Annotated in this window: 18 protein-coding genes; 5 read left to right on the top strand and 13 right to left on the bottom strand. The window is 65.5% G+C overall.

Features of this window, described 5'->3' with window-relative positions:
• The first annotated feature begins 10 nt into the window (after window positions 1–10).
• On the top strand, window positions 11–2,647 hold the full coding sequence (gene gyrA / locus J2T07_RS03615; protein ID WP_306847355.1) for a DNA gyrase subunit A: 2,637 nt from the start codon (window positions 11–13) through the stop codon (window positions 2,645–2,647).
• 52 nt (window positions 2,648–2,699) lie between these two features.
• On the opposite strand, the gene J2T07_RS03610 is transcribed toward gyrA, so the two are convergent.
• Window positions 2,700–3,182, bottom strand: coding sequence for a peroxiredoxin (locus J2T07_RS03610; RefSeq protein ID WP_306847353.1), 483 nt, complete (start codon window positions 3,180–3,182; stop codon window positions 2,700–2,702).
• A 161-nt stretch (window positions 3,183–3,343) separates the two neighbouring features.
• On the opposite strand from J2T07_RS03610, the gene J2T07_RS03605 reads away from it, so the two are divergent.
• Together J2T07_RS03605 and J2T07_RS03600 are read left to right on the top strand one after the other, a co-directional pair.
• Window positions 3,344–3,796, top strand: a complete 453-nt coding sequence (locus tag J2T07_RS03605) for an Hsp20/alpha crystallin family protein (protein WP_306847351.1) — start codon at window positions 3,344–3,346, stop codon at window positions 3,794–3,796.
• 94 nt (window positions 3,797–3,890) lie between these two features.
• Window positions 3,891–4,805 carry a J domain-containing protein gene (locus tag J2T07_RS03600; RefSeq protein WP_306847349.1) on the top strand — a complete coding sequence of 305 codons (915 nt, stop codon included), beginning with the start codon at window positions 3,891–3,893 and terminating at the stop codon, window positions 4,803–4,805.
• A 104-nt stretch (window positions 4,806–4,909) separates the two neighbouring features.
• Here the strand turns inward: J2T07_RS03600 and pilH are convergent, their stop codons facing one another.
• The 9 genes from pilH to purB form a co-directional block, all read right to left on the bottom strand.
• Window positions 4,910–5,275 carry a twitching motility response regulator PilH gene (gene pilH / locus J2T07_RS03595; RefSeq protein ID WP_167023678.1) on the bottom strand — a complete coding sequence of 122 codons (366 nt, stop codon included), beginning with the start codon at window positions 5,273–5,275 and terminating at the stop codon, window positions 4,910–4,912.
• Between the two features lie 182 nt (window positions 5,276–5,457).
• Window positions 5,458–6,450: an acryloyl-CoA reductase gene (locus J2T07_RS03590; RefSeq protein ID WP_306847346.1), complete on the bottom strand. Its 993-nt coding sequence runs from the start codon at window positions 6,448–6,450 to the stop codon at window positions 5,458–5,460.
• Window positions 6,451–6,474: 24 nt separating this feature from the next.
• Window positions 6,475–7,077, bottom strand: a complete 603-nt coding sequence (locus J2T07_RS03585) for a TIGR00730 family Rossman fold protein (protein ID WP_306847345.1) — start codon at window positions 7,075–7,077, stop codon at window positions 6,475–6,477.
• A gap of 81 nt (window positions 7,078–7,158) precedes the next feature.
• On the bottom strand, window positions 7,159–8,586 hold the full coding sequence (gene lpdA, locus J2T07_RS03580; protein ID WP_306847341.1) for a dihydrolipoyl dehydrogenase: 1,428 nt from the start codon (window positions 8,584–8,586) through the stop codon (window positions 7,159–7,161).
• Between the two features lie 110 nt (window positions 8,587–8,696).
• Complete coding sequence (gene odhB, locus J2T07_RS03575; RefSeq protein WP_306847340.1) at window positions 8,697–9,905, bottom strand: 2-oxoglutarate dehydrogenase complex dihydrolipoyllysine-residue succinyltransferase; 1,209 nt, start codon at window positions 9,903–9,905, stop codon at window positions 8,697–8,699.
• Window positions 9,906–9,912: 7 nt separating this feature from the next.
• Window positions 9,913–12,765, bottom strand: a complete 2,853-nt coding sequence (locus J2T07_RS03570) for a 2-oxoglutarate dehydrogenase E1 component (protein ID WP_306847338.1) — start codon at window positions 12,763–12,765, stop codon at window positions 9,913–9,915.
• Window positions 12,766–12,897: 132 nt separating this feature from the next.
• A complete protein-coding gene (locus J2T07_RS03565) occupies window positions 12,898–13,392 on the bottom strand; it encodes a hypothetical protein (protein WP_306847336.1) in 495 nt (164 codons plus the stop codon).
• Window positions 13,389–14,591 (bottom strand): cupin domain-containing protein, encoded by a 1,203-nt coding sequence (locus J2T07_RS03560; protein ID WP_306847334.1) that lies wholly within the window; start codon window positions 14,589–14,591, stop codon window positions 13,389–13,391. Before J2T07_RS03560 ends, J2T07_RS03565 begins: the two co-directional genes overlap by 4 nt.
• A gap of 210 nt (window positions 14,592–14,801) precedes the next feature.
• A complete protein-coding gene (gene purB, locus J2T07_RS03555) occupies window positions 14,802–16,169 on the bottom strand; it encodes an adenylosuccinate lyase (RefSeq protein ID WP_306847332.1) in 1,368 nt (455 codons plus the stop codon).
• Between the two features lie 232 nt (window positions 16,170–16,401).
• Between purB and J2T07_RS03550 the strand changes: the two genes are divergently transcribed.
• The gene (locus J2T07_RS03550; RefSeq protein WP_306847329.1) at window positions 16,402–17,799 is read left to right on the top strand and encodes a class II fumarate hydratase; all 1,398 of its coding nucleotides are present in this window, start codon (window positions 16,402–16,404) and stop codon (window positions 17,797–17,799) included.
• An 11-nt stretch (window positions 17,800–17,810) separates the two neighbouring features.
• Here the strand turns inward: J2T07_RS03550 and J2T07_RS03545 are convergent, their stop codons facing one another.
• The 3 genes from J2T07_RS03545 to J2T07_RS03535 form a co-directional block, all read right to left on the bottom strand.
• A complete protein-coding gene (locus tag J2T07_RS03545) occupies window positions 17,811–18,704 on the bottom strand; it encodes an RNA polymerase sigma-70 factor (RefSeq protein WP_306847328.1) in 894 nt (297 codons plus the stop codon).
• 70 nt (window positions 18,705–18,774) lie between these two features.
• Window positions 18,775–19,179, bottom strand: a complete 405-nt coding sequence (locus J2T07_RS03540) for a cupin domain-containing protein (protein ID WP_306847326.1) — start codon at window positions 19,177–19,179, stop codon at window positions 18,775–18,777.
• Window positions 19,180–19,189: 10 nt separating this feature from the next.
• A complete protein-coding gene (locus J2T07_RS03535) occupies window positions 19,190–19,690 on the bottom strand; it encodes a carboxymuconolactone decarboxylase family protein (protein WP_306847324.1) in 501 nt (166 codons plus the stop codon).
• 146 nt (window positions 19,691–19,836) lie between these two features.
• Here J2T07_RS03535 and J2T07_RS03530 point away from each other — a divergent pair, with 146 nt between their 5' ends.
• Window positions 19,837–20,103: a sigma factor-like helix-turn-helix DNA-binding protein gene (locus tag J2T07_RS03530; RefSeq protein WP_306847322.1), complete on the top strand. Its 267-nt coding sequence runs from the start codon at window positions 19,837–19,839 to the stop codon at window positions 20,101–20,103.
• Window positions 20,104–20,113 lie beyond the last annotated feature (10 nt).

Raw genomic sequence — 20,113 nt, 5'->3', positions numbered from 1 at the left:
AAGCCGATTGATGGCAGAACTCGCCAAAGAAGTCATCCGCGTCAACATTGAAGACGAGATGCGCCAGAGCTATCTCGACTACGCGATGAGCGTCATCGTGGGGCGTGCGCTACCCGATGTTCGCGACGGCCTGAAGCCGGTGCATCGCCGCGTGCTGTTCGCGATGAACGAACTGGGCAATGCCTGGAACAAACCGTACAAGAAGTCGGCCCGCGTGGTCGGTGACGTGATCGGTAAGTACCATCCGCATGGCGATGCGTCGGTCTACGACACCATCGTCCGCATGGCGCAGCCGTTCTCGTTGCGCTACATGCTGGTCGACGGCCAGGGTAACTTCGGTTCGGTCGACGGCGACAACGCGGCAGCCATGCGATACACCGAGGTGCGCATGGCGCGCCTCACGCACGAGCTGATGGCGGACATCGACAAGGAAACCGTCGACTTCGGCCCGAACTACGACGAAAGCGAGCACGAACCGCTGGTCCTGCCGACCCGTGTGCCGAACCTGCTCGTCAACGGCTCCGCCGGCATCGCCGTGGGCATGGCGACCAACATCCCGCCGCACAACATGACCGAGGTCATCAATGCCACGTTGGCGCTGATCGAGGATTCCTCGCTCGGTGTCGACGACCTGATGACGTACATCCCGGGTCCGGATTTCCCGACCGCGGGCATCATCAACGGTTCGTCGGGCATCGTCGAGGCCTATCGCACCGGCCGTGGCCGCATCCTCGTCCGCGCACGGACCGAGATCGAGACCGAGGCCAATGGCCGCGAGACGATCCTGGTCCACGAGCTGCCGTACCAGGTGAACAAGGCCCGCCTGATCGAGAAGATCGCGGAGCTGGTCAAGGAGAAGAAGCTCGAGGGCATCAGCGAACTGCGCGACGAATCCGACAAGGATGGCATGCGCGTCGTGATCGAGATCCGCCGCGACGCGATGGCCGACGTGGTGCTCAACAACCTGTTCCAGCAGACCCAGTTGCAGGTCACCTTCGGCATCAACATGGTGGCCTTGCTCGACGGCCAGCCGAAGCTGCTGAACCTCAAGGACATCCTCGAAGCGTTCATCCGTCACCGCCGCGAGGTGGTCACCCGCCGTACCATCTTCGAACTGCGCAAGGCGCGCCAACGTGCGCATATCCTCGAAGGCCTCACGGTCGCGCTCGCCAACATCGACGAGATGATCGAGTTGATCCGCACGTCCGCGTCGTCGGCCGAGGCGCGCGAGCGCATGGTCGCCCGCCGTTGGGAACCAGGCCTGGTGAAGGCATTGCTCGCCGCCACCGGTGCCGCCGCGTCGCGTCCGGAAGACATGGACCCGCGCGATGGCCTGCGCGAGGACGGTTACCAGCTGTCCGAATCGCAGGCGACCGAGATCCTGCAGATGCGCCTGCACCGCCTCACGGGGCTGGAGCAGGAGAAGCTCTCCGATGAATACCGCGAGATCCTCGATACGATCCGTGGCCTCATCGAGATCCTCGAGAACCCGAACCGCCTGCTCGAGGTCATTCGCGAGGAACTCGAGCAGATCCGCACCGACTACGGCGATGCGCGCCGCACCGAGATCCAGCATTCGCAGGAAGACCTCAACGTCCTCGACCTCATCGCGCCGGAAGACGTGGTGGTCACGCTCTCGCACACCGGCTACATCAAGCGCCAGCCGGCCAGCCTCTATCGTGCGCAGAAGCGCGGTGGCAAGGGCCGTTCGGCCTCGGCGTTGAAGGACGAGGATGTCGTGCAGCAGCTGTGGGTGGTGAACACGCACGATACGCTGCTCACCTTCACCAGCACCGGCCGCGTCTATTGGCTCAAGGTCTACCAGATGCCGGAGGCGGGTCCGGGCGCACGTGGCAAGCCGATCGTGAACCTGTTGCCGCTTGGCGAGGGTGAGAAGGTGCAGGCGTTGCTGCCGGTGCGCGATTACGATCCGAACTGCTTCGTGTTCTTCGCCACCCGCAAGGGCACGGTGAAGAAGACGCCGCTGACCGAGTTCGCCTTCCAGCTGCAGAAGGGCAAGGCGGCGATCAACCTCGAAGAGGGTGATGCGCTGGTCGACGTGGCGATGACCGATGGCGAGAGCGACGTGCTGTTGTTCGCCTCGAACGGCAAATCGGTGCGCTTCGACGAAGGCAGCGTGCGTTCCATGGGCCGTACCGCCACCGGCGTGCGCGGCATGCGCCTGGCCGAGGATGCCGAGGTGGTGTCGCTGATCGTGGCGGCGGGCGAGGGCGACATCCTCACCGCCACCGCACGTGGTTACGGCAAGCGCACCGCACTCGGGGAATTCCCGAAGAAGGGCCGTGGCACGCAGGGTGTCATCGCCATCCAGTGCTCCGAGCGCAACGGCAACCTCGTCGCCGCCGAGCAGGTCACGGAAACGCAGCAGCTGATGCTGATCTCCGACCAGGGTACCCTGGTACGCACGCGTGTCTCCGAGGTGTCCCAGCTCAGCCGTAACACGCAGGGCGTCACCTTGATCAAGCTGCCGAAGGACGAGACCTTGATAGGCGTCGTCCGTCTTGAGGCCGAGGAAGAGATCGAAGGCGAAGGCGAAACGCCCGACGGCGAAGCCGCCGCCGACATGCCACCGATCGAAAGCGGTCCCACGGGTGACGGCGATCCGGCCGAACCTGGCGAAGCGTAAAAAAGAAAACCCGCGGCGACGCGGGTTTTTCTTTGCCGGGTGGTCGGCGATATCAGGCGTCGATGGCTTCCAGCATCGCCTCGGCCGTCGACACGCGGAACTCGCCCGGGGCTTCGACCTGGATCGCCTTCACCACGCCGTCCTCGGCATACAGCGCGAAGCGCTTGGCACGGATGCCCATGCCATTCTTCGTCCCGTCGAGCTCCAGTCCCAATGCCTTGGCGAAGGTGGCGTTCCCATCGGCCAGCATCAGGAGATCGTTGGGCACACCCTGCGACTCGCCCCAGGCGTGCATCACGAAGGCGTCGTTCACCGACATGCAGGCGACCTTGACCCCACGCTCGCGGAAGTCCTCCATGTGCTGCACGAAGCCCGGCAGGTGCTTGTTCGAACAGGTGGGCGTGAACGCACCCGGCACGGCGAAAAGCACGACCTTGCCAACGCCGAGAACCTCGGTGCTCGTCACGGTCTTGATGCCATCTTCGAAGATGGCGAGGGTCGCTTCCGGAAGTCGTTCGCCGACTGCGATGGTCATGGGAGGAATGCCTCTTCGGTGGGAATGCGCCGAGTGTACGTCAAGGCGGGAGACCTGAAGAAACGGCAACCGGAGGCCGGGTGCTCTTGAATTGCCCGGGACCGGTCATCATCTTTCCGATCAGGCGGCCACGGGGCCGAAACTTCTTTGGAGTCAAACAGATGAACCAGCTTCGTCAGGTATCGTTTCGCCGTGCGCCGGTGTTCGGCAGCGATGTCCGCAACGTCTTCGAGCATTTCTTCGGCGGTGACATCGCCGTGCCGGCCAGCACCGCTTCCAGCGCCTGGGCGCCGCGTGTCGACATCCGCGAAGAGGACGGCCGTTTCCTGATCCTGGCCGATGTGCCGGGCGTGGATCCTGCCGATATCGAGATCCAGATGGACAAGAACGTGCTCAGCATCAAGGGTGAACGGAAGGCTTTCGCCAGCGAGACCGAGGGCAAGTTCAGCCGCGTGGAACGTGCGGCCGGTGCGTTCAAGCGCAGCTTCACGCTGCCCGAGAGCGCCGATGCCGACGGGATCACCGCGTCGGGTGCCCATGGCGTGCTCGAGATCGCGATTCCGAAGAAGGCGCAGAGCGCGCCGCGCCGCATCGCGATTAACGCTGCGGGCTAAAACGGCCTAAGCTTAGCTGTCTGGCCCGTGGCGGACCCTGTCCGCCGCGGGCGTTTCGCTTTTTTTGGTTTTCGACACAAGCCCGGGAGAGCCTGTGGAGTTCAAGGATTATTACGAGACATTGGGGGTCAAGCCCGACGCGACCGAGGCGGAGATCAAGGCCGCGTACCGCAAGCTTGCCCGCAAGTACCATCCCGACAAGAACAAGGAAGCCGGTGCCGAAGAGAAGTTCAAGGCGGTCAACGAGGCCAACGAGGCCCTGAAAGACCCCGAGAAACGCCGCGCCTACGACCAGTTCCGCGCTGGCGGATACCGCCAGGGCGAGCAGTTCCGTCCGCCGCCGGGCTGGGGCCAGCAGGGCAACGGCTTCGACTTCGGCGACATGGGTGGCCGCGGTGGCGGCGACTTCAGCGACTTCTTCGAGAGCCTGTTCGGTGGCGGCGGCCGTGCCCGTGGCCACCAGCCACAGGCACGCCGCGGACGCGATATCCAGGCCAGGATCGAGACCGACCTGCAGACGGCCTACAACGGCGGCAAGACGCGCGTGGTGCTGAACGATTCCTCGGGCGGCGAACGCGTGCTCGAGGTGAAGATTCCCGCCGGCATCACGTCCGGGCAGACAATCCGGCTTGCCGGGCAGGGACATCCCGGCTCGGCCGGTGGCCCCTCGGGCGACCTCTTGCTCGAGATCGCCATCCGTGATGACGCACGCTTCCGGCTGGACGGACGCACGGTGACCCACGTGCTGCCGATCACGCCCTGGGAGGCCGCGCTCGGGGCAACGGTCCCCGTGCCGACGCTCGGTGGGCATGTGGACCTGCGTATTCCGGCGGGCTCACAATCGGGGCGGAAGCTGCGACTGAAGGGGCGTGGCTTGCCGGGTTCGGAACCGGGCGACCAGATCGTGGTGCTGGAGATCCGCGTGCCGGTGCCCGAGACCCATGAGGAACAGGCGGCGTACGCGGAGTTCAAGGATGCGTTCGCGGGGTTCGATCCGCGGCGGGGGTGAGGGCTTTCCCCATCGCCGACCCTGTTGGCGATGATGGCCCGCCCCAGTGGGACTCTGCCTGAAGACCATAAGCCCGGCAGGCATCCACAGCCTGGCGGGTTTCCTCAGCCCGGCAAATGTTCCTTAAGGGCCGCGACCAGTTCCTCTTCCTTGATCGGCTTCACCACATAGGCCTTCGCACCCTGGCGCAGGCCCCACACCTTGTCCGTATCCTGGTCCTTCGTGGTCACCAGGATGATCGGGATGTGCTTGGTGGTTTCTTCCTTGCTGATCGTGCGCGTGGCCTGGAACCCGTTGAGGTTCGGCATCACCACATCCATCAGGATAAGGTCGGGGATCTCGCGCTTGGCCACCTCGACGCCCTGGGCGCCATCTTCGGCGGTGATGGCCTCATGGCCCAGCTTCTCGACGATGCGCTTGATGCCAAGCAACTGAGACGGCGAATCGTCGACGATCAGGATACGAGCCATTCACTTTCCCCCGGGTCGATGCCCGATGTGTTCTCTTTGGTGACGCCGGCCGTCCCGGCTGGCGTCTCGGACCCGCGGTGACGAGAAAACGTCACGCGTGGCGCCTCTGGCGAGGGGCCATTCTACCGGCCGCCGCGCGGGTATCAATGGTGCGAAGCACAGATAGCTGTCCCGGCAGGCGATTACGGCCCGATACGGACGACGGTACGGCCGAACGAGCCGCCTTCGAGCATCGTGCCGAAGACGCCGGCCACATCCTCCAGCGCCACTTCCTTGGTGCAGATGGCGTCGAGGTGGCGTGGCTTCCACTCGCCGGAGAGACGGCTCCACACCTCGTCGCGAACGTCGCGCGCGGTGCCAGCCGAGGCCACGCCCAGCACGCTCACGCCACGGATGATGAAGGGCATCACCGTGGTCGACAGTTCGGGGCTTCCCGCCAGGCCGCAGATGGCGGCGTTGCCATAGGGCGAGATCAGCGGCAGGAAACCGGCGAGTGTCGTGCCGCCGACGTTGTCGAGCAGGCCGCCGTATTTCGCGGAATCCATCGGTTTGCCGCTGAAAGCGAGCCCATGGCGGTCGACGCATTCGCTGGCACCGAGCATGCGCAGGACGTCGAAGCGGTCGGCCTTGCCGCTGATGGCATGCACCTCGTAGCCGGCGCGGCTGAAGATGTCGATGCCGAGCATGCCCACGCCGCCCGTGGCACCTGTGATGGCGATCGGGCCGAGCGCGGGTGTCTGGCGGTTGTCGGTCATGCGCAAGAGGGCCAACGCGGCGGTGAAGCCGGCCGTGCCGATGATCATCGCCTCGCGCGTGGTGAGCGAGGCGGGCAGGGCGACCGTCCATTCGGCGGGCAGGCGCACGTATTCGGCATAGCCGCCGTCGCGCGTCTCGGACAGGCCGCTGCCGGTGGCTAGCACCTTGTCGCCTTCCTTGAACGCCGGACTGGTCGACGCGACCACGGTGCCTGCCACATCGATACCGCCGTTCAAGGGGAACTTTCGCAAGATCTTGCCCTTGCCGGTACCGGCCAATGCATCCTTGTAATTCACGGACGACCATTCGACCTTGACCAGGACCTCGCCCGGAGAGAGGGCGTCGGTGTCCATGGTTTCGATGCCGGCACGATAGCCGGTGTCGTCCTGGTGGATACGGAACGCGCGGAAATTCGTCATGCGTGTGTCCCTGGGCGTGAGCGATCAGTCGATGCTATCGACAGACGTACCCGTGATCCACTTCGGTGTGTAGGTGGATTCGTAGTGCTTCATCCAGTCGAACAACTGGTCGATGTCGTCCCCGAACCACACCTGCTCGCGCTGGTTCTGCTTGACGAAGCCTTCGGCGACCATGTGGTCCATGCTCGCGGACAGGCCACGGTAGAAGCCACGCACGTCGAGGAAGGCGCAGGGATAGCTATGCAGGCCGAGTTGCGCCCAGGTGAGCATCTCGAACATCTCGTCCATCGTGCCGAAGCCGCCGGGCAGGGCCACGAAGGCGTCGGCGATCTCGTACATGCGCGTCTTGCGTTGGTGCATGGTCTCGACGACCTGCAATTCCGACAACCCGGTATGGGCGACTTCCTTCTCGACCAGTTGGCGTGGAATGACGCCGATGACGCGGCCCCCGGCGGCGAGCGTGGCATCGGCGACGGTGCCCATCAGCCCGACCTTGCCGCCGCCGTAGACGAGCGCAATGCCTTCTTTCGCCAGCCGCGCGCCAAAGGCCCTGGCCGCTTCGGTGTATTCCGGATGCGAACCACTACTGGAACCGCAGTAGACGCAAAGGGATGTGATCTCACGCATGTTCAAATCTCCACGACCCCTGAAACGACGAAGCCCGCCCATGCGTTGCGGCAGGGGCGGGCTCCGGTGACACAGGGACGATCAGTTGCCCTTGTGGATAGCGCGCTTGTCGACGGCCAGGGCCGCCTCGTGCACCACTTCCGACAGCGCCGGATGGGCGTGGACGATGCGGGCGAGGTCTTCCGACGAGCCCTTGAACTCCATCGCCACGACGCACTCGTGGATCAGCTCGGAAACGACCGGGCCGACCATGTGCACGCCGAGGATGCGATCGGTCTCGGCGTGGGCGATCATCTTCACCTGGCCGATGCCTTCGTTCATCGCCACGGCACGGCCGTTGGCGGCGAACGGGAAGGAGCCCGTGCGGTACGGGATGCCTTCTTCCTTCAGCTGCTCTTCGGTCTTGCCGACCCAGGCGATTTCCGGCTCGGTGTAGATGACCCAGGGCACGGTATCGAGGTTGACGTGACCCGGCTTGCCGGCGATCAACTCGGCGACCATGACGCCCTCTTCGGAGCCCTTGTGCGCGAGCATCGGGCCGCGCACTGCGTCGCCGATCGCCCAGACGCCATCGACGCCCGTGTGGTTGTGTTCGTCGACGACGATGCGGCCACGTTCGTCGAGCTTCACGCCCGTGTCGTCGGCCAGCAGGCCCGTGGTGTAGGCGCGGCGGCCCACGGCCACCAGCAGCTTGTCGACGACCAGCGACTGCGCATTGCCGTCCTTGTCGGTGTAGCCGACATGGACTTCGTCGCCCTTGACCTCGGCGGAGGTGACCTTGGCGTTGACCTTGATGTCGAGGCCCTGCTTGGCGAACTCGCGGGCGGCCAGCTTGGCGATGTCCTGGTCGGCCACGGCGAGGAACTTCGGCAGTGCCTCCAGCACCGTGACTTCGGCGCCGAGGCGCTTCCACACGCTGCCGAGTTCGAGGCCGATGACGCCGGCACCGATCACGCCCATGCGCTTGGGCACTTCGGTGAGGTCGAGCGCGCCGGTGTTGTCGATGATGTGTTTGCCGTCGAACTTCGCGAAGGGCAGTTCGATGGGCACCGAGCCCGAGGCGAGGATGACGTTGGTCGCCGAGATCGTCTGGACGCTGCCGTCGTTGCCCGTGACTTCGACCTGGTTGCCCTTGAGCAGCTTGCCCTTGCCGAAGAACGAGGTGATCTTGTTCGCCTTGAACAGCATGGCCACGCCGCCGGTGAACTGCTTGACGATCTTGTCCTTGCGGCCGATGAACGTGCCGATGTCGATCTTCGGATTCTCGGCGGTGATGCCGTGATCCTTGAAGTTGTGCGTCAGGTTGTGGAACTGCTTGGAGGAATCCAGCAGCGCCTTCGACGGGATGCAGCCCACGTTGAGGCAGGTACCGCCGAGGGCGGCCTTGCCGTCCTTGCCGACGAAGGCGTCGACCACGGCGGCCTTCAGGCCCAGCTGCGCGGCGCGGATCGCGGCCACATAGCCCGCGGGACCCGCACCGATGACGATGACGTCGAACTTGTCGCTCATTGCTTAGCTCCGGATGTCACTGCGGTATTGGCTACCGCCCAATATGGGGTCGAAACGTGAAAACGGGAGTCTCTCGACTCCCGTTTTCACATGTGTGAATCAACCGACCATTACAGGCCGAGCAGCATGCGCTGCGGGTTTTCAAGCTGGTTCTTGATGTCGACCAGGAACAGCACGGCGTCGCGGCCGTCGATGATCCGGTGGTCGTACGAGAGGGCGATGTACATCATCGGCGCGGCGATGACCTGGCCGTTCTCGACGACCGGACGCTCCTTGATCGTGTGCATGCCGAGGATGGCGCTCTGCGGCGGGTTCACGATCGGGGTGGAGAGCAACGAACCGAAGGTGCCACCGTTGGTGATGGTGAAGGTGCCGCCCTGCAGGTCGTCCAGGCCGAGCTTGCCGTCACGCGCCTTCTTGGCGTAACCGATGATGCCCTTCTCGACGTCGGCGAAGGACATGTCCTGGACGTCGCGCAGCACCGGCGTGACCAGACCCTTGTCGGTCGACACGGCGATCGAGATGTCCTGGTAGCCGTGATAGATGATGTCGTTGCCGTCGACCGAGGCGTTGACCACCGGGTAACGCTTGAGCGCTTCGGTGGCCGCCTTGACGAAGAAGCTCATGAAGCCGAGCTTGACGCCGTTGGCCTTCTCGAACTGCTCGCCCAGGGACTTGCGCAGCTTCACCACCTCGGCGAGGTTCACTTCGTTGAACGAGGTGAGCATCGCGATCGAGTTCTTCGACTGCATCAGGCGCTCGGCGATGCGGGCGCGGATGCGGGTCATCGGCACGCGTTCTTCCGGACGGCTGCCGGGGGTCGGCTTGGCGGCCGGAGCGGCAGGTGCCGCCGCGGCGGCACCGCCCTTGCCGGCATTGACCAGGTCTTCCTTCGTCACACGGCCATCGCGGCCGGTGCCGGCGACCTTGGACGGGTCGATGTTTTCCTCGACGGCGACGCGGCGGCCGGCCGGGGAGAGTTCGTCGACGCCCTTGGGCGCGGCCGGTGCGTCGGCCTTGGTGGCCTTCGGCGCTTCGGCGGCGGCGGGCGCGGCGGCCGGGGCAGGCGCGGCAGCGGCGGCGCCTTCCTCGATCACGGCGATCACCTGGCTGCTGGTGACCGTGGAACCTTCCTCGAACTTGATTTCCTTCAACACGCCGTCGACCGGCGCCGGGACTTCGAGGACGACCTTGTCGGTCTCGAGGTCGAGCAGGTTCTCGTCGCGCTTGACCGCATCACCGGCTTTCTTGTGCCAGGTGGCGATGAGCGCGTCGGAGACCGACTCGGGCAGGACCGGGACTTTGACTTCGATGGACATGCTTGTCTTACTCCGCTGCGTGATCGGTGCCGACCGGCGCGACCAGCGCCTGTTCGACGAGCGCCGTCTGTTCGGCGACATGGGTGTTGAGGTGACCCGCGGCCGGTGCCGGCGAACGAGCGCGTCCCGCATAGGACAGGCTGTGCTTCGGCCCCACGCTGGCCTGCAGGTGGTGACGGATCTGGAACCAGGCGCCCTGGTTCATCGGTTCTTCCTGGCACCACACCACTTCCTTGACGGAAGGGTACTTTTCCAGTTCGGCCGACACTTCCGGGCGCGGGAACGGATAGAGCTGTTCGACGCGGACGATGGCGACGTCGGTGAGCTGGCGCTTCTCGGCGTCCTCGAGCAGGTCGTAGTAGACCTTGCCCGAGCAGAGCACCACGCGCTTGACCTTCTTCGGCTGCAGGTCGCGGTGCTCGCCGATCACCAGCTGGAACTTGCCGTTGGCCAGTTCGTCGAGCGAGGACACCGCCAGCTTGTGGCGCAACAGCGATTTCGGCGTCATCACGATCAGCGGCTTGCGTACCGGGCGCACCTGCTGGCGGCGGATCATGTGGAAGGCCTGGGCTGGCGTGGTGGGCACGCAGACCTGCATGTTGTCCAGAGCGCACAGCTGGAGGAAGCGCTCCAGGCGGGCGGAGGAATGCTCCGGACCCTGGCCCTCGTAGCCGTGCGGGAGGAACAGCGCAAGGCCGCAGAGGCGATCCCACTTGGCTTCGCCCGAGCTGATGAACTGGTCGATCACGACCTGGGCGCCATTGGCGAAATCGCCGAACTGGCCTTCCCAGATGGTGAGCTGGTCCGGCGAGGTGGTGGCTTCGCCGTACTCGAAGGCCATCACGGCTTCTTCGGAAAGCAGCGAGTCGATGACCTCGACACGGGCGTCCGCGCGAAGCCGGGACAGCGGCATGTAGGTGTCGTCGCTCTTCTGGTCGTGCAGCACCGCATGGCGATGGAAGAACGTGCCGCGGCCGGCGTCCTGGCCGACCACGCGAAGGTCGTTGCCCTCGGCGATCAGCGTGCCGTAGGCGAGGTTTTCCGCGAAACCCCAGTCGCCCGGGAGCTCGCCGGCGGCCATCTTGCGGCGGTCTTCGTAGATCTTGGCGACGCGCGGGTGCAGCGTGACATCGGACGGGATGTCGAGGATGACGTCGAGCACCTTGCCCAACTGGTCGCGCGACACGCCCGTGTCCACTTCCATCGACAGCTTGTTCTTCTGGAAGCGGGTCCAGTCGACCGGGATGTCGCGGGTGGGGTTGGGCTCGATCGCGATCAGCGGCTCGCCCTTCTCGAGGCGCGCGCGGTAATCGTCGAGCATCTTCTGGCCGTCGTCGGCGCCGATGGCCGATTCCTTCACCAACTGCTGCGCGTACAGATCGCGCGTGGTGGGACGCTTGCGGATGATCTGGTACATGAGCGGCTGTGTCGCGGCCGGCTCGTCGGCCTCGTTATGGCCGTGGCGGCGGTAGCAGACGAGGTCGATGACGACGTCCTTCTTGAACTGCCGGCGGAACTCGTAGGCCAGGCGGGTGACCTGGATCACGGCTTCCGGGTCGTCGCCGTTCACGTGGAACACCGGCGCGTTGACCATTTTGGCCAGGTCGGTGCAGTACAGCGTGGAACGGGCGTCCTCACGCTTGGACGTGGTGAAGCCGACCTGGTTGTTGACCACCATGTGCAGCGTGCCGCCGATGGCGAAGCCACGGGCCTGCGACATCTGCATGAGTTCCATGTTGACGCCCTGGCCCGCGAAGGCGGCGTCGCCATGGATCAGCACGGCGATCGACTTGTCGCGGGCGGTGTCGCGGCGTCGCGACTGGCGCGCGTGCACGGAGCCCGCGACCACCGGATTGACGATTTCCAGGTGCGACGGGTTGAAGGCGAGCGCGACGTGCACGCCACCGTTCGGCGTCTTGACGTCGGCGGAGAAGCCCATGTGGTACTTCACGTCGCCGGAATGGATCGGGCTGTCGTCGTGCTCGAACTTGCCTTCGAACTCGTTGAAGAGCTGCGAGGGAGCCTTGCCGAGGATGTTCACCAGCACGTTGAGGCGGCCGCGGTGGGCCATGCCGATGACGAGTTCCTTCACGCCGTTGTCGCCGGCCGCGCGGACGACGTCGTCGACCATCGGGATGAGGCTGTCGCCGCCCTCGAGCGAGAAGCGCTTCTGGCCGACGTACTTGGTGTGCAGGTAACGTTCCAGGCCTTCGGCGGCGGTGAGCGCCTCGAGGACGCGGACCTTCTCGGTCTTCTGCAGTCCGGCGGACCCGGCGGCCTTTTCCAGTCGCGAATAGATCCAGGCGCGCTGGTCGTAGTCGGAGATGTACATGAACTCGGCACCGATGGTGCCGGTGTAGATGTGCTTCAGCTTCGCGAGGAGGTCGCGCAGCTTCATGCGCTGGCCGCCGCCGGCGAAGGTGCCCGCGTCGAATTCGGTGTCGAGGTCGGCGTCGGAGAGGCCGTGGAAGGCGAGGCCGAGGTCGGGCGTGTCGATATCCGGGACGGTCAGGCCGAGCGGATCGAGCTGGGCGGCGATGTGACCGCGCGAGCGGTAGGCCGTGAGCAGGCGGAGTACTCCGGCCTGTTTCTGGGCGTAGGCGTTGTCGGCGGAGCCGGCAGCGGGCGCGGCGGCCGCGGTGCGGCGCTGCTTCTGTGCCGCCTCGATGCGGGCGATGGCGCCGGAATGGGCGACGTCGCCGGCCTCGCGGCCCCTGAAGGATTTGAAATACCCGTCCCATTCGGCCGGGACGGAGCCGGGATCGGCTAGCCAGGCTTCGTAGACTTGCTCTACGTAATCGGCGTTGCCGCCGGCGAGTTGGGAGGATTCGGAAAACTCGCGGATCAGGTTTGCGCTCACGTCACCACCGGCACACACGAAAAGGACGGGCTGCCGCGCGGCATGTGGGGAGCGCCTGCGGCATAAGAATCCGTTAATTATAGCCCCGTGCTGCTGCGCTGCGCCAACCCATTCATGCGCTTGCGGCGAAGGTCAGATCCCGAGTGGTCTTATCTGCCAGGCAGGCTCGGCCCGCTCCCAGACTTCGTCGAAATAAGCCGTCAGGCGAGAGGTCTCACCTGGTTCGTCGAGGGCGCCCCTCGCCTCGAAGCGCCCGGCCACGGGCCTGAACAGAAAGCCACCGGCGTGATCGGTGGTGAAGGCCGATCCGTAGCGCAGATGGGCCTCCTCGGTGGGGACGCGGACACCGATAGCCGTGGGAAGACGCTGGGCGAGGGCGAGCAGGCGGTGGCCTTCGCGATGCCCACGCTCGGCGTCGTGGGTGACGATACGGATCTGCGCCTGCCGGCCGCTGGTGGCTATCCGGCGCAGTTCGGCGTGCACGGGGTCGCTGTCGAGCACCCCGGGTTCCAGCAGGGGCAGGTAGATCGAGACCCGGTGGCGTGCGCCCGCAAGCAGGCGCAGATGGGCGGCTTCGAGACCGGCACGGTCTTCCGCCGCCAGGATCGTGTCCGCCCCGCCGTTCACCGGCGCCGGCCCTTGCGCACGCCAAGTTGGCCGTCGTTGACCAGGGTGAGCAGCACGCGCTTTTCCGCCCCGGTGGGAAGGCGTTCGAAGACGAGTTCACGTTCGGCCGCCAGGCGTTCGGCCAGCGCCGCCGGGCATTCATAGGCGTTACCGCTGACGAAGAGGGTGGCGTCCTTCTTCCCCTTGACCCAGGCGATCCGGGCGTAGGGATGGCGGACCAGGGTCGCACCCCCCTCGATGGCCTTGTCGAAGGCGGCGTCGGTGGTGGCCTTCGGCGGCGCGGCGGCGACCTGCGCGTTGCGGTAGCGGGTGATGAAGCGGCCGAACCAATCCGCCAGCAGGTCGCGATCGAGCGCCGCGGCGAAGGGTAGGGCCTGGCGCAGGCGGTTCAATGCAGCGGTGTCGATCTCGCCAGCGCGCTTCGCCGGGACGAGGTCGGGGTCGGTATAGCGCAATTCCTCGGGCATCCGTTCGGCGAGGAAGTCGGCGAGGTCGCCGGTCAGCTCGGCCTGCGAGGGCGCGCGCATGCCGATCGAGATCGTCATGCAGTTGCCGATGGCTACGCCGTCGTGGGGTACGCCGGGCGGCAGGTAAAGCATGTCGCCCGGGCCGAGCAGCCATTCGTGGGTCGGCTCGAAGACCTGCAACTGCTTGAGTTCCACGTCGTTGCGGAAGTCCAGCGGTGCATCCGGATCGTCGCTGATCGCCCAATGGCGTTCGCCGATGCCCTGCAGCAGGAAGACATCGTACTGGTCGACGTGGGCGCCCACGCCGCCGCCATCTTCCGCGTAGGAAATCATGATGTCGTCGAGCCGCCAGCTCGGCAGGAAGGTGAAATGGTCGAGCAGGGCGGCCACATCGGCATCCCACTTGTCGACGTCCTGGACCAGCAGGGTCCAGTCGCGCTTGGGCGTCTTGCCGAATTCGGCTTCCTCGAACGGGCCATTCTTCACTGTCCAGCGATCGCGTTTCTCGTCGTGGACGATGAGGCGGGCGAGCACGCCTTCCTCGCAGGCGAGGCCGGCGAGGTCGTCGGGCTCGATCGGCGCCTGGAAATCAGGGAAGGCGTTGCGGATGAGCAGCGGGCGCTTCTGCCAGTAATCGCGCAGGAACTGCGCGGCGCTCATGCCGAGCGGCTGGCTGGCGCTGCCGCGCACTTCGATCGGGAGGGGCTTGCGGGTGGGGGTCTGGATGGCCATGCGCGGCATTGTAGTGGGTGGGAGCCGACCCCGGTGGCATGCCCTCGTGGGAGCCGATAATTGCTTTGGTGGGAGCCGACCTTGTCGGCGATCCCGCGGCAGCGGGCCGGGTTGCTACAAGCACCCATCGCCGACAAAGTCGGCTCCCACACAAGAGTCGGTCCCTGCCGAAGACCCCTGGCGGATCAAACCGTCGGAACCCCTGGCGGATCAAATTGCGCGAGCAAGCTTGTCGGCCAGGCCGATGTACGACGCGGGCGTCAATTCGGCGAGTGCTTTTTTAGCGTCGACAGGCAGATCCAGGCCATCGATGAAGGCGCGCATCGAATCCTTCGTGATGCCCTGGCCACGCGTCAGCGCCTTGAGTTGCTCGTAGGGTTCCGGCAACCCGAAGCGGCGCATCACCGTCTGCACGGCTTCGGCGAGCACTTCCCAGCTGGCGTCCAGGTCGGCGGCGATGCGTTCGGCGTTGACGTTGAGCTTGCCCAGGCCTTTCATCAGCGATTCCAGCGCGACCAGCGAATGACCGAAGGCGGTGCCCAGGGCGCGCAGCACGGTGGAGTCGGTGAGGTCGCGCTGCCAGCGGCTGATCGGCAGCTTTTCCGCGAAGTGGCCGAGCAGGGCGTTGGCAAGGCCGAAGTTGCCTTCGGCGTTCTCGAAATCGATCGGGTTGACCTTGTGCGGCATGGTCGAGGAACCGACTTCGCCGGCCTTCAGCGCCTGGCGGAAATAGCCGAGCGAAATATAGCCCCAGACGTCGCGGGCGAGGTCGATGAGGATGATGTTGATCCGGCGCAGCACGTCGGCGAACTCGGCGATGCCGTCGTGCGGTTCGATCTGCGTGGTGTACGGATTGAAGACCAGGCCCAGGCCGTCGACGAAACCGGCCGCGAGCGCGGGCCAGTCCACGCCGGGATAGGAGATGACGTGCGCGTTGTAGTTGCCGACCGCACCGTTGATCTTGCCCGGGATCTCGATGGCGACGAGCTGGCGGCGCTGGCGCTCCAGGCGGGCGACCACGTTGGCGATCTCCTTGCCCATGGTGCTGGGCGAGGCGGTCTGGCCGTGCGTGCGCGAGAGCAGCGACAGGCCCGCGTGCTCGTGGGCGAGGGCGCGCAGCGTCGCGATGACCTGGTCCAGCGCGGGGAGCAGCACCGATTCGCGCGCGTCGCGCAACATCAACGAGTAGGCGAGGTTGTTGATGTCCTCGCTGGTGCAGGCGAAGTGGACGAACTCCTTGGCCTGGGCAAGGGCGGGATCGTTGCCGATCTTTTCCTTGATGAAGTATTCGACCGCCTTGACGTCGTGGTTCGTGGTGGCCTCGATGGTCTTGATCCGTTCGCCGTCTTCCGCCGAGAAGTCGTCGGCGATGGCCAGCAGGCGCGTGACCGCTTCAGCGGGAAAGGCCGGCAGTTCGACGATGCCGGGATGCGCGGCGAGGGCCAGCAGCCAGTGGATTTCCACGTGCACCCGGCGATGCATCAGGCCGAACTCGCTGAAGATCGGGCGCAGCGAACCCACTTTCGCGGCATAGCGGCCGTCCAGGGGCGAGAGGGCGGTCAGCGTGGCGTGGGACATGGTCGTTCCTGGAGGCGTGGCGGGTGCAGCCGGCGATTATAGCGCCCCATCGCCGACAGGGTCGGCTCCCACCAAGCCGGCGGGAGGGCAAGGCAGCGGGAGGGCAAGTTGGCGGGCTGGACCGGGCGCTGCCCGGTGGGAGCCGACCCTGTCGGCGATGGGGTCCGCCCCTGTCCTACAAAACGACCCGATGCGGCCTTACTGTATGCAAGTCCCCCACCGGAGTTCCCGCATGAGCAAGTTCCGCACAGAACGCGACAGCATGGGCGAGTTGAAGGTCCCCGCCAGGGCGCTTTACGGCGCACAGACCCAACGGGCGGTGGATAACTTCCCGGTGTCGGGGCTGGCCATGCCGCGCGAGTTCGTCCGGGCGCTCGGCCTCATCAAGTCGGCCGCGGCCGAAGCCAACGTCAAGCTCGGCCACCTCGACAAGGCATCGGCCAAGGCCATCCGCGCGGCGGCCGAAAAGGTCGCCGCCGGCGAAGTCGACGATCAATTCCCCATCGACGTCTTCCAGACCGGCTCGGGCACCAGTTCGAACATGAACGCCAACGAGGTGATCGCCCACCTCGCTGGGGCTGCTGGCAGCAAGGTCCATCCGAACGACCATGTGAACGCCGGACAGAGCTCCAACGACGTGATCCCGACGGCGATCCTGGTCAGTGCCACCCTGGCCACGAGCGAGAAATTGCTGCCGGCCCTGAAGCACCTGCGCAAGACGATCGATACGCGTGCGAAGGAGTTGAAGAAGGTCGTCAAGACCGGCCGCACCCACTTGATGGACGCCATGCCGATCACCTTCGGCCAGGAGCTGTCCGGTTGGTCGGCCCAGATCGGCGACGCGGCGGAACGGATCACGGATACGCTCAGGCGCACCCGGCGGTTGCCGCAAGGCGGCAGCGCCGTGGGTACCGGTATCAATGCCGATCCGAAATTCGGCCCCACGGTGGCGGCCGAACTGTCGAAGCTGACGGGAGTGAAGTTCGAATCGGCGGCGAACTATTTCGCGGGGATGGCCGCGCAGGACGCGCCGGTGGAGCTCTCCGGGCAGTTGCGAGCGCTGGCGGTCGGCGTGATGAAGATCGCCAACGACCTGCGTTGGATGAATTCCGGTCCACTGGCGGGCCTGGGCGAGATCGAGCTGCCTGCGTTGCAACCGGGATCGTCGATCATGCCGGGCAAGGTCAACCCGGTGATTCCCGAGGCGGCCGCCATGGTCGCCGCGCAGGTGATCGGCAACGACGCGACGATCGCGGTGGCGGGGCAGTCGGGCAATTTCCAGCTCAACGTGATGCTGCCCGTGATCGCGTACAACCTGTTGCAGTCGATCGAAATCCTGGCAAACGCCGTCACGCTGCTTGCGGACAAGGCGATCGCCGGATTCAAGGTCAACGAGGACCATATCCGCGAGGCACTGGACAAGAACCCGATCCTCGTCACCGCGCTCAATCCGGTGATCGGTTACGAGAAGGGGGCGGCCACCGCGAAGCAGGCATACAAGGAGAAGCGCCCGATCATGGAGGTGGCGCTGGAAACCACGGGCTTGTCGAAGGCCGAACTGGCGAAACTGCTCGACCCCGCCGCGTTGACCAAGGGCGGTATCCACGGCGGTGGCGGTGGCGGTGGCTGAGCTCGGGTCGCCTAGGCGGCGAATCCTTGCAGGCCTTGCTCGATTCGCCGCAGTTTGTCGGGGTTCCGCTGCACATGGATGCTCAGGATCTTCTCGCCGTCCGTCACATAGGTCTGCGCGGATTCCAGCTGGCCTTCGATATAGCGCAGGAAAGCCCATTCGCCATTGATGCGCGTCAGCCGTACTTCCACGGCGGTGCCGTAACGCAGGTGCGCGGCGTAGAAGAGTTGCGCGATACGCTGCCCGCCGAGCATGGGCTTGGGGAAGCTGGTGACCTTGCCGCCGCCGTCGCCGCTGAAGTCCGCGTCCACCGCGAGCATGGAACGGATGGCGGGGAAATCGCCGTTCGCCAGGGCCTCCGCGAAGCGGCGCATGAGGGCAAGGTGGGCCTCGCGCGGAACCGCGTGACGCGGACGCTCGTCACGCAACTGGTCCTTTGCCCGATGTACGAGCTGGCGGCACGCGGCTTCGCTCTTGCCGATGGTGCCGGCGATCTCGGCGTAGTCGACATCGAAGACCTCGCGAAGCAGGAAGGCCGCGCGTGCCTCCGGCGACAGCCGTTCGAGCAGCAGGAGGAACGCCACGGAGACATCGCCCGCCAGCTCCTGCACGTCCTCCGGGGACGCGCCATGGTCGGTGAGGATGGGCTCGGGCAGCCAGATGCCGACGTATTCCTCGCGCCGGACCTTCGCCGCCCTGAGCCGGTCGATCGCACGGCGCGTCGTGGCGGCCACCAGCCACGCTTCGGCATTCTCGATAGCGCTGTGTTCGGCGGCGTTCCAGCTGAGCCAGATGTCCTGCACCACGTCCTCGGACTCGGCCACCGAGCCGAGCATGCGGTAGGCTATCCCGTGCAGGCGGGGCCGCAAGGCGGAGAAGGTGGCCGTGGCGTCGTTCATACCCATGGAGACGATCTTGCCAGTTCCCCTGTGACAGGTCCTTGCAAAATCGTCTCACATGGCGGAGCGTTTCGTTTCAGTGCACGAGTGTCAGCACCGGGTTCTTCTTGTCCTTCAGCAGGAACACGACGAACCTGGCCGGTGCGGTTTTGCTCGCATTGCGGCCGATCGTGTGCACATCGTCCGGGCCCTCATAGAACGTCTCGCCGGCCTTGAGCGTCTTCTCGGGCTGTCCGCGCACACCCATCACGATGCTTCCCTCCAGAACATAGACGATCGCGTGCGCATCGTGGCGATGTACCGGGTCGACGGCGCCGGGTGGGTAATCGACGTTGATCAGGGTGATTTCCTTGCCAGGGTAGTCCTTCAGCGCCTTGCTCATGAGATCGGTGACGGTTGCCTGGGGTGCCCCGGCATCCTGCGCGACCACAAGGCCGGGCGAAAGGGCCAGCAGGAAGGCGAAGGTCTTGAAAATGCGCATGGGAGGTTCCTCAGGCGGCGGTGGCGACGGGCTCGGAAAGACCGGCCTTGTCGAGGCCCCAGGCTTTGTCCATCGTGCCGGGAACGCTGCGGAAGGCCACGTTGATGCGATTCCACGCATTGATGGCCGCGACGACGAAGGTCAGGTCGGAGATCTCTTTCTCGGAGAGCTGGCCGCGGACGCGCTCGTAGACGTCGTCCGGCACGCCTTGCGCCGGAATCTGCGTGAGTGCTTCCGTCCATGCCAGGCTGGCGCGTTCGCGTGGCGAGAACAGGTTCGATTCGCGCCAGATGGCGATGTGGTGCAGGCGCAGCGGACGCTCGCCATGGATGACCGCCTGCTTCACGTGCATGTCGACGCAGAACGCGCACCCGTTGAGCTGCGAAGCGCGAATGTGGACCAGGTGTCGGATCGACTCCTCGATCGCGCACTTGGCCTCCGCCATGCTGAGTTCCATGAGCTTTTTGGTCAGTTCGGGCGACTGCTGCTGGTAATCGAGACGCTGGGTCATGGTGCTTCCTCATTCGGGAGTGATTGCCAGCCGTAGCCTAGGTTCGCGCAATGGGGGGTCGGTAGGTCCGTGGGCGGGATCACCGTGTTGCGCGGCGTGCACCAATCGGCGAGTCACAAAACGCCGGATGCCCACGTCTATGAGGCATGGACCCGATCACCCGAACCTACGAATGGCTGCGCAGGCAGCTGTCGACACGACATACAGTCGATGCCGTGTGGGCGGGATTCCTGGATGTACTCGACGAGCTGCCGGCAGAGGCCCGGGTCGCCTTCCTGATGAGTGACATCTTCGATGCGAGCATCGACGAGGTGGCCTTGCTGCTGCGCAAGGATGCGGCGGCATGCCATGCCCTGGTCGAGCTGGCTCGCGCACATATACAAGCGGCCGGCCCGCGCCGTGCCGTGGAATGAGGACCTGCCC

Source organism: Luteibacter jiangsuensis, assembly GCF_030812295.1.
In the GTDB taxonomy this organism is placed as follows: domain Bacteria; phylum Pseudomonadota; class Gammaproteobacteria; order Xanthomonadales; family Rhodanobacteraceae; genus Luteibacter; species Luteibacter jiangsuensis_A.
The sequence above is the reverse complement of the archived record's forward strand: the minus strand, read 5'-3'. Positions and strand labels throughout refer to the sequence as shown.